The following is a 13,220-nucleotide window of genomic DNA, read 5'->3' on the forward strand; positions in this document are numbered from 1 at the left end:
CCAGGGTGGGCCGGCTTTTTGCTGTGCCCGACGACCGGGGGGCCTGCCAGACTCCGGCCATGCGCTTCGGCATCCTGGGCCCCCTCGACCTCCGCACCGACGACGGCACCCCGCTCGACGCCGGGGGCCCTCGTCCTCGCGCCCTGCTCACCCTCCTGCTGCTCGACGCGGGCCGCAGCGTCTCCCCGGACCGCCTGACCGAGGGCCTGTACGGCGCGGAGCCGCCCGCGGGGGCCGCGAACGCGCTCCAGTCCCAGGTCTCCCGGCTCCGGCGCCGGCTGGCCCCGCACGCCGAGATCGAGGCGGGCCCCGCCGGGTACCGGATCGGCGCCGGGCCCGACGCCGTCGACGTCCACCGCTTCGAGCGGCTGGCCGGGGAGGGCCGGACCGCGCTCGCCGCCGGCGACCACCCCACGGCCGCCGCCGTCCTGCGTGACGCCCTCGCCCTGTGGCGTGGACCGGCGCTGCCCGACCTGCCGGACGCGCACGCCGAACGCGCCCGGCTCGACGAACTGCGGCTGACCGCCGTCCAGGACCGGATCGAGGCGGATCTCGCGCTCGGGGGCGGGGCGGAGCTCGTGCCGGAGCTGCGGGCGCTGCTGGCCGCGCATCCGCTCGGCGAGCGGCTGTACGGGCAGCTGATGCGGGCCCTGTACGCGGGCGGGCGGCCCGCCGAGGCGCTCACCGTGTACGAGGAGGCCCGACGCGCCCTCGCCGACGAGCTGGGCGCCGATCCGTCGCCCGAGCTGGCCGCGCTCCACCTGGAGCTGCTCCGGGGCGGGCCCAGGCGGCCGCCGGTGCCGGTGCAGCTCACGCGGTTCATCGGGCGGGAGGCCGAGCTGGAGCGGATCGCCGAGGCGCTGTCCGAGGCGCGCCTGGTCACGCTCACGGGTCCGGGCGGCGCCGGCAAGACCCGCCTGGCGATCGAGGCGGCACGCGCACCCGCGGACGCGGGCCCGCCCGTCACCGGTCCCCCCGCCCCCGTCCCGGCACGCGCGCGCGTGGACGTGTGCTTCGTCGAGCTGGCGCCGCTGTCCGACGGGGCACGCATCCCGTACGCCGTCCTCACGGCGCTCGGGGTGCGGGAGAACCCGCGCGGCCCCGCCGGGGACGCCACGGACCGGCTGCTGGCCGCGGTGGAGGACCGTGAGCTGCTGCTGGTCCTCGACAACTGCGAGCACCTCGTGGACGACACCGCCCGGCTGGCCGCGCTGCTGCTCGCGGTCTGTCCGGGCGTGCGCGTCCTCGCCACGAGCCGGGAGTCCCTCGGCATCACGGGGGAGGTGCTGGTGCCGGTGCCGCCGCTGCCGCCGGATCCCTCGGTGCGGCTCTTCCTGGACCGTGCGCGGGCCGTGCGGCCCGGTTTCGGGGGCCACGCGCGGGTGCCCGACATCTGCGCGGCCCTCGACGGGCTGCCCCTGGCGATCGAGCTGGCGGCGGCCCGGCTGCGCACGCTGACGCCGCAGGAGCTGGCCGACCGGCTCGACGACCGGTTCCGGCTGCTGTCCCGGGGGGACCGTTCCAAGGCGCCCCGGCACCGCACCCTGCGCGCGGTCGTGGAGTGGAGCTGGGAGCTGCTGGACGAGGAGGAGCGGGAGCTGGCCCGCCGGTTCACCGTGTTCTCCGGGGGAGCCACGCTCGACGCGGTGGAGGCGGTGTGCGGGCTGCCGTACCCGGAGGACCTGCTGGCCTCGCTGGTGGAGAAGTCCCTCCTGGGGGTGGCCGAGGGCCGCTACCGCATGCTGGAGACGATCCGTGCGTTCGCCGCCGGGCAGCGGACCGGGGAGCGGGCCCTGCGGGACGCGCACGCCGGGTACTTCCTGCGGCTGGCCGAGCGGGCGGAGCCGCACCTGCGCGGCGCGGACCAGCTGCCGTGGCTGGCCCGGCTGGACGCCGAGCACGACAACCTGGACGCGGCCGTGGCCCACCTGACCGCCGCCGACCCGGCGGCGGCGCTGCGCCTGACGGCGGCGCTGACCTGGTTCAGGTGGCTGCGCGGGCTGCACGGCGAGCAGCTGCCGCAGGCCCGCGCGCTGCTCGCGGCCGTGGGCGACGAGCCGCCCGAGGGGCTGGCCGAGGAGTACGCGCTGTGTCTGATGAACACCGTCACGGGGGACGGCGACGACCCCGCGGAGCCCGGCCGTGTCGCGCGCGCGGCGGCCCTCGTGGAGGCGTTGGAGGGACCGCTGCGGCTGCCGTTCACGATGGTCCTGTGGTCGCTGACCGGCGGCCCGCTGGCCACCTCCCTCGACGACCTCGTCCGGGTGCGGATCGGCGACGGGGCGTGGGGGCGCGCGCTGCTGGACCTCGGCAGCGCCTACCAGGCGCAGTTCGCCGGCGACGCGACCGCCTCCGAGGCCTCCTTCGTCCGCGCGCTGGCCGGCTTCCGCGCGACCGGCGACCGGTGGGGCATGGCGAACTGTCTCGATCCGCTGGGCGCGTTCGCCGGCCGGCGCGGGGAGTACGCGCGCGCCGTGGAGCTGTTCGACGAGGGCCTGACGTACGTGCGGGAGCTCCGGGCGCCGGAGGAGACCGCGGACCTGTTGCGCTCGCGCGCAACGGTGCTGCTGCACCGGGGCGACCTGGAGGAGGCCGTCACGCACTTCACGCACTCGATGGCCCTGGCGCGCACGGCGGGCGCCTCCGACAAGGTGGCGGCCGCCCGGCGCGGGCTCGGCGACGCGGCCCGGCTGGCCGGGGACCCGGCCCGCGCGCGCGTGCAGTACGAGAAGGCCCTGGAGGCGTGCGCGGCCACCTGGTTCAGCCTCGGCGAGACCGTCCTCATCCTGGTCGGGCTGGGCCGCACGGCCGTGGCCGAGGGCGACCCCGACCAGGCCCGTGACTGGTTCGCCCAGGCCCGCGCGCTCGCCGGCGAGTCGCCCGGCACCGAGGCCCTCGCCGCCGTGGCCGAGGCGTCCGCCTCCGTCGCCGGGGACGCGGAGCGGGCGGCGGAGCTGCTGGGCGCCGCGGCGGGCCTGCGCGGCACCGGCGCGCACGCCGACCCCGACGTCGTCCGCACGGAACGCGCCGTCCGCGCCCGGCTGTCGCCCGAGGCGTACGCGAAGGCCTTCGAACGGGGCCGGAGCCGGCGGTCGGCGGCGGTCAGCGAACGGTAGGCGGACGGTCAGCGCCGTCCCCGAGGCTCCTTCCCATGACGAAGACACACAGCCTCGGCCACCTGCACGTCCTGATCTCCGGCGCCAGTGTCGCCGGCCCGGCGCTCGCCCTCGACCTCCTGAGGTACGGCGCCCGCGTCACGGTCGTCGAGAAGGCCCCGGACCTGCGCGCCGGCGGCTTCGCCGTCGACTTCCGCGGCCACGTCCACCGCGAGGTCCTCACCACCATGGGCATCTGGGACGAGATCCACGCCCGCCAGACCCACATGGGCCGCCAGACGGTCGTCGACGCCGACGGCAGGGCTGTCGTGGACCTGCCGTCCGAGATGATGAGCGGCGACGTCGAGATCTTCCGCGGCGAACTCGCCCGGATCATGTACGAGCGCACCAGGGACCGCGCCGAGTACGTCTTCGGCGACTCGATCGCGGCGCTCACGGAGACGGCCGAAGGCGTCGACGTCGCTTTCGAGCGGAGCGCCCCGCGCCGCTTCGACCTCGTGATCGGCGCCGACGGCCTGCACTCGAACACCCGGCGGCTGGTCTTCGGCGACGAGTCCCGCCACCTGCGCTTCTTCGACCACTACGTGGCGGGCTTCACGGTCCCCAACGACCTGGGCCTGGACCGCACCGGCCGCGTCTACAGCGAGCCCGGCCGGGCGGTGGCGATCGGCAACTACGACGGCGACCCCGACCGTGCGGGCGCCCTGCTGGTCTTCCGCTCCGGGCCCCTGTCGTACGGCCACCGGGACGTCGCCGCGCAGAAGCGGATCCTCGCCGAGCGGTTCGCGGGGATGGGCTGGCGGACCCCGTCGGTGCTGAAGGCCCTGGAGGACGCCGACGACCTCTACTTCGACGCGATCGCCCAGGTCCACGTCGACCGGCTGGCCAAGGGCCGCGTGGCGCTGCTCGGGGACGCCGGGTACGGCGCGACCATGGGCGGCATGGGGACGGGCGTGGCGATCGTCGGCGCGTACGTGCTCGCCGGTGAGCTGGCCCTCGCCGGCGGCGACCACCGCGCCGCGTTCGCCGCGTACGAGGCGCGGATCCGGCGCTTCGCCCGGGGCTGCCAGAAGACCTCCGGCAACGCGGGCCCGTTCTTCGCCCCGCCGACCGAGCGGCGCATCCGCAGCCGGAACCGGATGTACCGGCTGCTGAGCTCGCGCCCGCTCGCCGGCTTCTTCAGGAGGCTCACCGAGAAGGCGGCGACGGACATCAGTCTCCGGGCGTACCCGGCCGCGTGAGGCCCCAGCCGTGGTCCACCGGGCCGATGCCGCCGCCCAGCGCGAACCCGGCCGCGATCGCTCCGGTGACGTACTCCTTGGCCGCCGTCACCGCCTCCGGCACGGACCGCCCCTTCGCGAGCTGCGACGCGATCGCCGACGCGAGGGTGCAGCCCGTGCCGTGCGTGTGCCGGTTGTCGTGCCGGGGCGCGCGCAGCCAGTGCTCGGCGGAGCCGTCGGTGAGCAAGTCGACCGCGTCACCGGGGAGATGACCGCCCTTGACCAGCACCCATCGGGGTCCGTACGACAGCACGGCGGCCGCCGCCTCCCGCAGCTGCTCCTCCGACTCGACGTGTACACCGGTGAGTTGGGCCACCTCGTCGAGGTTCGGGGTGGCGACGGTCGCGGCCGGCAGCAGCCTGGTCCGCACGGAGTCCAGCGCGGAGGCCGCGAGCAGCGGGTCCCCGTGCTTGGAGACGCCCACGGGATCGACGACGACCGGCGCGTCCGTGCCGGCGACCAACTCGGCCACCGCTTCGACGAGTTCGGCGGTGGCCAGCATCCCGGTCTTCACGGCCTGGACGCCGATGTCGTCGACGACGCTGCGGTACTGGGCCCGCACCGCGTCCACGGGCAGCTCCCAGGCGCCCTGCACCCCCAGGGAGTTCTGGGCGGTGACCGCGGTGACGACGCTCATGCCGTGCACACCGAGCGCGAGCATGGTCTTCAGGTCGGCCTGGATGCCCGCGCCCCCGCCGGAGTCGGAGCCGGCGACCGTGAGCACCCTCGGGAGACTCATGACTCGATGTCCCCGAAGTGGTCCCAGCCGCCCTTGCTGGTCCAGGGCGCCCCGTCGACCGTCACCTGGGGCAGGGCGGAGGGGTTGAGGACCTCGCCGATCACCTTCCAGCGGGCGGGCAGCTTCACGTCCGGCGGGAAGGTCGCCACGATCGCGTGGTCCTCCCCGCCGGTCAGCACCCACTGCATGGGGTCCACGCCGACGGCCTGGCCGATGTCGTTCATCTGCGTGGGGATGTCGATCGCGCCGGACCGGATGTCGATGCGCACCTTGCTGGCCTCCGCGATGTGCCCCAGGTCGGCGATCAGACCGTCGCTCACGTCGCACATCGCGGTCGCGCCCAGGCCGGCGGCCGCCGGGCCCGCGTGGTAGGGCGGCTCGGGGCGGCGGTGGGCCTCGACGAAGGCGCGCGGCGAGCGGAAGCCGCGGGAGAGGACCGCGTACCCGGCGGCGGACCAGCCCAGCCAGCCGGTCACCGCGACGAGGTCGCCGGGCTGGGCGCCGGCCCGGGTGATCGGCTCCTGGTTGCGCAGGTCGCCGAGGGCGGTGATCGACACCATGATCGTGTCGCCGCGGACGACGTCACCGCCGACGACCGAGGCGCCGGCCACCTGGCACTCGTCGCGCAGGCCGTCCATCAGCTCGGTCGGCCAGGTCACCGGCAGTTCGGCGGGCACGACGAGACCGAGCAGCAGGGCCGTCGGCACGGCGCCCATGGCGGCGATGTCGGCGAGGTTCTGGGCGGCGGCCTTGCGGCCGACGTCGTAGGCGGTGGACCAGTCGCGGCGGAAGTGCCGGCCCTCCAGCAGGATGTCGGTGCTGGCCACGACCCGCCGGTCGGGCGCGGCGACCACCGCGGCGTCGTCGCCGGGGCCGACCCGCACCGCCGGGGTGGTGGTGAGACGGGAGGTGAGCTCCCTGATGAGCCCGAACTCCCCGAGCTCACCAACAGTGCCCTTCATCGCCCTTGCTCCCCTTCTGTCCCTGTCCGTGCCCGGTCGCGCGTCACCAGTGTCCCCGATACGGTCGAGATGACCGTCAGCTTCCGTCCCGTCCGCACCCCGGCACGCGCGCCGGGGTGCGCGCAGGTCTCCCCGCGGCGAGCGGCGACGCGATACCGTGGCGTTCCTTTTCCCCACATGATCCTCGTGGCCGCCCTGGAGGTTCCGTGGTACAGGCGTACATCCTGATCCAGACGGAGGTCGGCAAGGCGTCGACCGTCGCCGAGACGATCAGCAAGCTCCCCGGGGTCGTCCAGGCCGAAGACGTGACGGGTCCCTACGACGTGATCGTGCGGGCCCAGGCCGACACGGTCGACGACCTCGGCCGCATGGTGGTCGCCAAGGTCCAGCAGGTGGACGGGATCACCCGTACCCTGACCTGCCCGGTCGTGCATCTGTAGCCCCCGTCTACCCTTGGCCGGTGAACCTTTTCCGTCACCGGCTCAGTGGCCTTCCCGCCCTCGTACTGCTGTGCGCCGCCGTGGGCTGCTCATCGGCAGACGACAGCGCGTCGGCGGCGGTTCCCAGTCCCACGACGAAGGTCGCGGAACTGTGCCGGAGCCTGGACGAGGCGCTGCCGTCGAAGGTGGACGGCGAGGGCCGCCGGGATCCCGAACCCGCCTCCGCGCTGACGGCGGGCTGGGGGAACCCGGCGATCATACTGCGCTGCGGCGTGGAACGGCCGCCGAAGATGGTGGACCCGAAGGTGGCCCAGGGCCGGGACGCGGACGCCGTGGCCGGCGGGGTGAACGGCGTCGACTGGCTGATGGAGAAGCAGGACGGCGGCGGGTACCGCTTCACCAGCGCCAATCGCCGTGCGTACGTCGAGGTGACGGTGCCGCGGGACGCGGACAGCTCGTCGGTGCTGATCGACCTGGCCTCCGCGGTCAAGAAGGCGGTCCCCGAAGGGATCGCCGACTAGCCGCCGCACCGGCCGGGCCGTCGTCCGGCCGCGGGTCGCAGCCGGACGAGCACGCGGTTCCCGCGCCCCGAGGCGGGCTACCGCAGACCCGTCGAGCGCCGCAGGGCCGCCTGGATCAGGCGGTCCACCAGCTCCTCGTAGCCGATGCCGGTCGCCTGCCACATCGCCGGGTACATCGAGATCGGCGTGAAGCCCGGCATCGTGTTGATCTCGTTGATGACGAAGTCGCCCTCGTCCGTGAGGAAGAAGTCCGCGCGGACGAGGCCCTCGCAGGAGGCCGCCTCGAAGGCGTCCACGGCGAGCCTGCGGACCTCGGCGGTCTCCTCGGGGGTGAGGGGTGCAGGAACGATTCCGGGCGTGGAGTCGATGTACTTGGCCTCGAAGTCGTAGTACGCGTGCGCGTCCGGCGGCGGGATCTCGGCCGGCACGGAGGCCCGCGGGCCGTCCTCGAACTCCAGCACCCCGCACTCGATCTCACGGCCCCGCAGCGCGGCCTCGACGAGGATCTTCGGGTCGTGGCGCTGGGCCTCGGCGATCGCCTCGTCGAGACCGGACAGGTCGTCGACCTTGGTGATGCCGATCGAGGAGCCCGCGCGCGCCGGCTTCACGAAGAGCGGCCAGCCGTGCTCCCCGGCGAAGTCGACGATCTTCTTGCGGGCGGCGGACTCGTCCCGCTGCCACTCCCGCGGGCGGAGCACCACGTACGGGCCCACCTTCAGCCCGAAGGAGGTGAACACCCGCTTCATGTACTCCTTGTCCTGACCGACGGCCGAGGCGAGCACGCCCGACCCCACGTACGGGACGCCGGAGAGCTCCAGCAGTCCCTGGAGGGTGCCGTCCTCGCCGTACGGGCCGTGCAGGACGGGGAAGACCACGTCGACCTCGCCGAGCGCCTTGGGCACCGAACCGGGCTCGCTGTAGACGACTTCGCGGCTCGCGGGGTCGACGGGGAGCACCACGCCGCCCTCCTGCGAGTCGGCGAGCTCCTCGACGCTGGGCGTACGGCGGTCGGTGATCGCCATGCGCTCCGGGGCGTCGGCGGTCAGCGCCCACCGGCCCTCCCGGGTGATGCCGATCGGCAGGACCTCGTACTTGGTCCGGTCGACGGCCTTCAGGACGGCGCCGGCGGTGACCACGGAGATCCCGTGCTCGGAGCTGCGCCCGCCGAACACGACGGCCACACGCGGCTTGCGGGACGGCTGCTCGGGGCTCTGGGGGAGGTTCTCGGTGCTCATATCGGGTTGAGAGTACCCGGTGGCAGGGCCCGGGGGCAGCGTCGACTCGGGGGGTCGCTCAGCGTCGTTCGGGCTTCGCGCTGCGCGACATCAGTTCCTTCAACGCCACCACCGGCGGCTTGCCTTCGTGGACGATGCCGACGACCGTCTCGGTGATCGGCATGTCGACGCCGTGCCGGCGGGCCAGATCCAGCACCGACTCGCAGGACTTGACGCCCTCGGCGGTCTGCCGGGTGACCGCGATGGTCTCCTGGAGGGTCATGCCCCTGCCGAGGTTGGTGCCGAAGGTGTGGTTGCGGGAGAGCGGCGAGGAGCAGGTGGCCACCAGGTCGCCCAGGCCCGCGAGCCCGGAGAAGGTGAGCGGGTCGGCGCCCATCGCGAGCCCGAGCCGGGTGGTCTCGGCGAGACCGCGGGTGATCAGCGAGCCCTTGGCGTTGTCGCCGAGGCCCATGCCGTCCGCGATGCCGACGGCGAGCCCGATGACGTTCTTCACGGCGCCACCCAGCTCGCAGCCGACCACGTCGGTGTTGGTGTAGGGGCGGAAGTACGGGGTGTGGCAGGCGGCCTGGAGGCGCTGGGCGACGTTCTCGTCGGTGCAGGCGACCACGGCCGCGGCCGGCATCCGGGAGGCGATCTCCTTCGCGAGGTTGGGCCCGGTGACGACGGCGACCCGCTCCGGGGCCACCTTGGCGACGTCCTCGACGACCTCGCTCATCCGCATGGTCGTGCCCAGCTCGACGCCCTTCATCAGCGAGACGAGGACGGTGTGCCGGGCGAGCAGCGGCCGCCACTCCGCGAGGTTGGCGCGCAGGGTCTGCGAGGGGACGGCGAGGACGGTGAAGTCGGCGCCGGCGGCGGCCTCGGCGGGGTCCGCGGTGGCGCGCAGGTTCTCGGGGAGCTCGACGCCGGGAAGGTAGTCGGGGTTGGTCCGCGTGGAGTTGACCGCGTCGACGAGCTCGGGGCGGCGTGCCCAGAGCGTCACCTCGCAGCCCGCGTCGGCCAGGACCATCCCGAAGGCGGTGCCCCAGGACCCGGTGCCGAAGACAGCCGCCTTGACGGGCTCGCTCACGTGCCGATCTCCCCTTCTCGGCCGGTCCCCCCGGCCTGTGTCCGTGCTCGCGCCGGCGTCTCCGTCCGGGGCTCCGGCTGCGCCGGCGGCTTCTGCGCCTGCGTACGGCGCCGCTGCTCGATCCGCTCCTGACGGGGGTCGTACGGCGTGGCGGGCGCCTTCTCGCCGCGGATCTCCTCCAGCTGGCGGGTGACGGCGGCCATGATGACCTCCGTCGCCTCCTTCAGCAGCTCGGGAGTCATCTCCTTGTCGTAGAACCGCGCGAGGTCCACCGGCGGGCCGGCCAGGACGCGGTGGGTCTTGCGCGGAAGGAGGTTGGGCTTCTTCGCGTAGGGCGGCAGCAGTTCGTTGGCGCCCCACTGCGCGACCGGGATCACCGGGCACTTGGTCTGCAGGGCGACGCGCGCGGCACCGGTCTTGGCGGTCATCGGCCAGCCGTCCGGGTCGCGGGTGAGGGTGCCCTCGGGGTAGAAGGCGACGCACTCACCGCGTTCCACGGCGTCGATCGCGGCCCGGAAGGCGCTGAGCGCGTCGGTGCTCTCCCGGTAGACGGGGATCTGCCCGGTGCCGCGCATCGCGGCGCCGACGAACCCCTTCTTGAAAAGTCCGCTCTTCGCCAGGAATCGCGGCACTCGTCCGGTGTTGTACTGATAATGCGCGTAAGCGAAAGGGTCGACGTGCGAATTGTGATTGACCGCGGTGATAAATCCACCCTCGGCCGGCATGTGCTCCATTCCGCGCCAGTCCCGCTTGATCAGAACCACCAGCGGCGGTTTGCAGAGGACCGCAGCGAAGCGGTACCAGAAGCCGATTCTGCGGCGGGGCACGCGGAACACCTTCCTCTAGGACTTCCTCCGACGCCCGGGGGCCGCACAAGTGTCGCCCCGGGCCGCCGGTCTGTCGAGAACACCGTACGCCCCGATCGAGGTGTCGCCGGAAGGCCCGGGTGACAATGACCACGACGAGAGAGGGACGGTACTCCGGTGCGGTGGAGCTTGGTCATACCTTTGAAGCCCCTGGCCCTGGCCAAGAGCAGGCTCGCGGACACCGCGGGCGACGGGCCGCGCCCGGGACTCGCCCTCGCCTTCGCCCAGGACACGGTCGCGGCCGCGCTGGCCTGCCCGGCGGTGCGGGATGTGGCGGTCGTCACGGACGACGCCCTCGCCGGGCCGGAGCTCGCCGCGCTGGGCGCGCGCATCGTCCCCGACACGCCGCGCTCGGGTCTCAACGCCGCCCTGACGCACGCGGCGGCCGCCGTCCGCGCCGCGCACCCCGAGAGCGCGCTCGCCGCACTGAACGCCGATCTCCCGGCCCTTCGCCCCCTGGAATTGGCCCGTGTCCTGGACACGGCCGCGCAATTCCCCCGCTCTTTCCTCCCCGACGCGGCCGCAATCGGCACGACGCTTCTCGCGGTGGCTCCCGGCCGTGAATTGCTTCCGGCATTCGGTGCGGATTCCCGCGCCCGTCACCGCGCCTCCGGGGCCACGGAACTCGTGGTGGACGCGGTGGATTCCGTGCGCCAGGACGTGGACACCGGCGAGGACCTGCGGGCGGCCCTGGCCCTGGGCGTGGGTCCGCGGACGGCCGCGGCGGCCGCGCGGCTGCTGATCCCGGAGCAGTAGGCTGCCGACCATGCAGGCCACCGCGTACACCTACGACCCCGACACCCGCAGCGGACAGGTGCTGCTGGACGACGGCACCCCGGTGCCCTTCGACGCGCCGGCGTTCGACGCGGGCGGTCTGCGGCTGCTGCGACCCGGGCAGCGGGTGCGGATCGAGACCGAGGGCGAAGGGGAGGCCCGCCGCATCACGCTGGTGACCCTGCAGACGTTCTGAGCGCGGCGCTCGGCGCTTCCGGCGGCGGGAGAGGCGGCCCCGGCCGGGGAGCGGGCCGGGAGAGCGGGGCCGGACACGCCGCGGGCCGGACTCCGACGGAGTCCGGCCCGGCGCGTGAGTGCCCCTGACCTCCGCGCCTCAGCGGGCGGTGGTGGTCTTCTTGGCGGTGGTCTTGCGCGCGGTCGACTTCTTGGCGGGGGCCTTCTTGGCCGTCGCCTTCTTCGTCGCCGGGGCCTTCTTGGCCGTGGTCTTCTTCGCCGCGGCGGTCTTGGCGGTGGTGGTCTTCTTCGCGGCCGCCGCCGTCTTGGTGGTGGCCTTCTTCGCGGTCGTCTTCTTCGCTGCGGCCGTGGTCTTCTTCGCTGCGGCCGTGGTCTTCTTCGCGGCCGTCGTGGTCTTCTTCGCCGGGGCGGTCTTCTTCGCGGCGGCCTTCTTCACCGTCGCGGTGGCACCGCCGGACAGGCTGCCCTTGGGGGCCTTCTTGACGGCGACCTCGCCGCCCCGCGGCAGCTTCTTCGAGCCGCTCACCAGGTCCTTGAAGCCCTGACCTGCGCGGAACCGCGGCACCGAGGTCTTCTTGACCCGAACCCGCTCGCCCGTCTGGGGGTTCCGGGCGTAACGCGCGGGACGGTCGACCTTCTCGAACGATCCGAAGCCGGTGACCGAGACCCTCTCCCCCGCGACGGTCGCGCGGACGATGGCGTCCAGGACCGCGTCGACCGCGTCGGCGGCCTGCTGGCGACCGCCCAGCTTGTCGGCAATCGCTTCTACGAGCTGCGCCTTGTTCACGTCTTCCCCTTCGGAGACATCGCCAGAACGAAAGTGTTCAAGCTTTTTCGCACGTTAGGCAGATATATACCGCAAATCAAACACGAAACGGGCTAATCACCCTTGTGCCGCAACGAAATCGGCTGCTCCGGAGGCGATCAGCGCTCCTCTTCGGGCATGCGCCCCTCGTCGAGGTCCGCCATGAACCGCTCCAGACGCCTTGTCGCGTCGGCGAGATCGTGCTTGGCCGCGGCCGTAATGACCAGCAGCTTCCGGGTCAGCGCCATCCGTACGCCCTCCGGGACTTGCAGTGCGCGCACGCTTGCGTGCGCTTCCTTGAGTCGGTTCGCGACCGCCGTATAGAGCTGGAGTTGGCCGTCGTGCTCCATGCACAGATTGTGCCATCTGGGGCGAGTTGTCGCCCGCCCAGGGGGCAACTGCCGCCGCAGACGGTCGTCCGGACATCCGCGGAGGCCGCGTCCTCAGAAAGCACGTACCCCGGCAACCACCTGCGTAACGTGCGACGTTGAGGGGAGCGGCGGGGACCGGCGGGGCCGAACGGGTGCGAAAACGGCCGTACCCCCGATCGGACCGATCGGGGGTACGGAGGGGGTGTCGCGGTGGCCGAAAGTCGACCGGCGCCGGTCGCCCGCGGCGGGAGATCAGACCTCGAGCGTCCGCGGCTTGTACGACGGACGCTTGGCCTCGTACGCGGCGATGTCGGCCTCGTTCTGGAGGGTGATGGAGATGTCGTCCAGCCCGTTCAGCAGCCGCCAGCGGGAGTTCTCGTCCAGCTCGAAGGAGGCGGTGATGCCCTCGGCCCGCACCTCACGCGTCTCAAGGTCCACAGTGACCTCAGCCGTCGCGTCCTTCTCGACGAGTTCCCACAGCGCGTCCACGGTCTTCTGCTCCAGCACCACCGTGAGCAGCCCGTTCTTCAGCGAGTTGCCGCGGAAGATGTCGGCGAAGCGGGAGGAGATCACGGTCTTGAAGCCGTAGTTCTGGAGCGCCCAGACGGCGTGCTCGCGGGAGGAACCGGTACCGAAGTCCGGACCGGCGACCAGGACGGTCGCGCCCTGCCGCTCGGGACGGTTGAGCACGAACTCCGGGTCCTTGCGCCACGCCTCGAACAGCCCGTCCTCGAAGCCGTCCCGGGTCACCTTCTTGAGCCAGTGAGCAGGGATGATCTGGTCGGTGTCGACGTTCGAGCGGCGCAGCGGGACGGCCCGGCCGGTGTGCTTGGTGAATGCTTCCATG

General features: G+C 73.2%; 14 protein-coding genes. 6 read left to right on the plus strand and 8 right to left on the minus strand.

Going from position 1 to position 13,220, the window contains the following annotated elements:
* Window positions 1-59 precede the first annotated feature (59 nt).
* Both ACH4F6_RS29905 and ACH4F6_RS29910 read left to right on the plus strand, forming a co-directional pair.
* A complete protein-coding gene (locus ACH4F6_RS29905; protein ID WP_397963491.1) occupies window positions 60-3,116 on the plus strand; it encodes an ATP-binding protein in 3,057 nt (1,018 codons plus the stop codon).
* A gap of 35 nt (window positions 3,117-3,151) precedes the next feature.
* Window positions 3,152-4,357 carry an FAD-dependent monooxygenase gene (locus ACH4F6_RS29910; protein ID WP_397963492.1) on the plus strand — a complete coding sequence of 402 codons (1,206 nt, stop codon included), beginning with the start codon at window positions 3,152-3,154 and terminating at the stop codon, window positions 4,355-4,357.
* Here ACH4F6_RS29910 and thiD read toward each other — a convergent pair.
* Window positions 4,329-5,135, minus strand: a complete 807-nt coding sequence (gene thiD, locus ACH4F6_RS29915; RefSeq protein ID WP_397963493.1) for a bifunctional hydroxymethylpyrimidine kinase/phosphomethylpyrimidine kinase — start codon at window positions 5,133-5,135, stop codon at window positions 4,329-4,331. The genes ACH4F6_RS29910 and thiD overlap by 29 nt on opposite strands.
* Window positions 5,132-6,097 carry a thiamine-phosphate kinase gene (locus ACH4F6_RS29920; protein WP_133930206.1) on the minus strand — a complete coding sequence of 322 codons (966 nt, stop codon included), beginning with the start codon at window positions 6,095-6,097 and terminating at the stop codon, window positions 5,132-5,134. The genes thiD and ACH4F6_RS29920 overlap by 4 nt, the downstream gene beginning before the upstream one ends.
* Before the next feature lie 206 nt (window positions 6,098-6,303).
* On the opposite strand from ACH4F6_RS29920, the gene ACH4F6_RS29925 reads away from it, so the two are divergent.
* Together ACH4F6_RS29925 and ACH4F6_RS29930 are read left to right on the plus strand one after the other, a co-directional pair.
* Complete coding sequence (locus ACH4F6_RS29925) at window positions 6,304-6,537, plus strand: Lrp/AsnC family transcriptional regulator (protein ID WP_397963494.1); 234 nt, start codon at window positions 6,304-6,306, stop codon at window positions 6,535-6,537.
* A gap of 20 nt (window positions 6,538-6,557) precedes the next feature.
* Complete coding sequence (locus tag ACH4F6_RS29930; RefSeq protein WP_397963495.1) at window positions 6,558-7,058, plus strand: DUF3515 domain-containing protein; 501 nt, start codon at window positions 6,558-6,560, stop codon at window positions 7,056-7,058.
* A gap of 77 nt (window positions 7,059-7,135) precedes the next feature.
* Here ACH4F6_RS29930 and ACH4F6_RS29935 read toward each other — a convergent pair whose 3' ends face one another.
* The 3 genes from ACH4F6_RS29935 to ACH4F6_RS29945 are packed head-to-tail and all read right to left on the minus strand — an operon-like array spanning window position 7,136 to window position 10,189.
* Window positions 7,136-8,293 (minus strand): D-alanine--D-alanine ligase family protein, encoded by a 1,158-nt coding sequence (locus ACH4F6_RS29935; protein ID WP_397963496.1) that lies wholly within the window; start codon window positions 8,291-8,293, stop codon window positions 7,136-7,138.
* A 58-nt stretch (window positions 8,294-8,351) separates the two neighbouring features.
* Complete coding sequence (locus tag ACH4F6_RS29940) at window positions 8,352-9,362, minus strand: NAD(P)H-dependent glycerol-3-phosphate dehydrogenase (RefSeq protein ID WP_397963497.1); 1,011 nt, start codon at window positions 9,360-9,362, stop codon at window positions 8,352-8,354.
* The gene (locus ACH4F6_RS29945) at window positions 9,359-10,189 is read right to left on the minus strand and encodes a lysophospholipid acyltransferase family protein (RefSeq protein ID WP_397963498.1); all 831 of its coding nucleotides are present in this window, start codon (window positions 10,187-10,189) and stop codon (window positions 9,359-9,361) included. Before ACH4F6_RS29945 ends, ACH4F6_RS29940 begins: the two co-directional genes overlap by 4 nt.
* A gap of 156 nt (window positions 10,190-10,345) precedes the next feature.
* Between ACH4F6_RS29945 and cofC the strand changes: the two genes are divergently transcribed.
* Together cofC and ACH4F6_RS29955 are read left to right on the plus strand one after the other, a co-directional pair.
* Window positions 10,346-10,984 (plus strand): 2-phospho-L-lactate guanylyltransferase, encoded by a 639-nt coding sequence (gene cofC / locus ACH4F6_RS29950; RefSeq protein WP_397963499.1) that lies wholly within the window; start codon window positions 10,346-10,348, stop codon window positions 10,982-10,984.
* A 10-nt stretch (window positions 10,985-10,994) separates the two neighbouring features.
* On the plus strand, window positions 10,995-11,198 hold the full coding sequence (locus ACH4F6_RS29955) for a hypothetical protein (RefSeq protein ID WP_397963500.1): 204 nt from the start codon (window positions 10,995-10,997) through the stop codon (window positions 11,196-11,198).
* 138 nt (window positions 11,199-11,336) lie between these two features.
* On the opposite strand, the gene ACH4F6_RS29960 is transcribed toward ACH4F6_RS29955, so the two are convergent.
* From ACH4F6_RS29960 to leuD, 3 genes are all read right to left on the minus strand, one after another.
* Window positions 11,337-11,984, minus strand: a complete 648-nt coding sequence (locus tag ACH4F6_RS29960) for an HU family DNA-binding protein (RefSeq protein WP_397963501.1) — start codon at window positions 11,982-11,984, stop codon at window positions 11,337-11,339.
* 137 nt (window positions 11,985-12,121) lie between these two features.
* Entirely contained in the window at window positions 12,122-12,352 is a 231-nt protein-coding gene (locus ACH4F6_RS29965) for a hypothetical protein (protein ID WP_397963502.1), read from the minus strand.
* Window positions 12,353-12,625: 273 nt separating this feature from the next.
* Window positions 12,626-13,219, minus strand: a complete 594-nt coding sequence (leuD, locus tag ACH4F6_RS29970; RefSeq protein ID WP_397963503.1) for a 3-isopropylmalate dehydratase small subunit — start codon at window positions 13,217-13,219, stop codon at window positions 12,626-12,628.
* Window position 13,220 lies beyond the last annotated feature (1 nt).

This window comes from Streptomyces sp. NPDC017936, from assembly GCF_044328485.1.
GTDB lineage: Bacteria > Actinomycetota > Actinomycetes > Streptomycetales > Streptomycetaceae > Streptomyces.

What these genes read in the sequence shown, in the direction of transcription:
- ACH4F6_RS29905 (WP_397963491.1), top strand. Translation starts at nt 60, where the DNA reads ATGCGCTTCGGCATCCTGGGCCCCCTCGACCTCCGCACCGACGACGGC.
- ACH4F6_RS29910 (WP_397963492.1), top strand. Translation starts at nt 3,152, where the DNA reads ATGACGAAGACACACAGCCTCGGCCACCTGCACGTCCTGATCTCCGGC.
- thiD (WP_397963493.1), bottom strand. Translation starts at nt 5,135, where the DNA reads ATGAGTCTCCCGAGGGTGCTCACGGTCGCCGGCTCCGACTCCGGCGGG.
- ACH4F6_RS29920 (WP_133930206.1), bottom strand. Translation starts at nt 6,097, where the DNA reads ATGAAGGGCACTGTTGGTGAGCTCGGGGAGTTCGGGCTCATCAGGGAG.
- ACH4F6_RS29935 (WP_397963496.1), bottom strand. Translation starts at nt 8,293, where the DNA reads ATGAGCACCGAGAACCTCCCCCAGAGCCCCGAGCAGCCGTCCCGCAAG.
- ACH4F6_RS29955 (WP_397963500.1), top strand. Translation starts at nt 10,995, where the DNA reads ATGCAGGCCACCGCGTACACCTACGACCCCGACACCCGCAGCGGACAG.
- ACH4F6_RS29965 (WP_397963502.1), bottom strand. Translation starts at nt 12,352, where the DNA reads ATGGAGCACGACGGCCAACTCCAGCTCTATACGGCGGTCGCGAACCGA.
- leuD (WP_397963503.1), bottom strand. Translation starts at nt 13,219, where the DNA reads ATGGAAGCATTCACCAAGCACACCGGCCGGGCCGTCCCGCTGCGCCGC.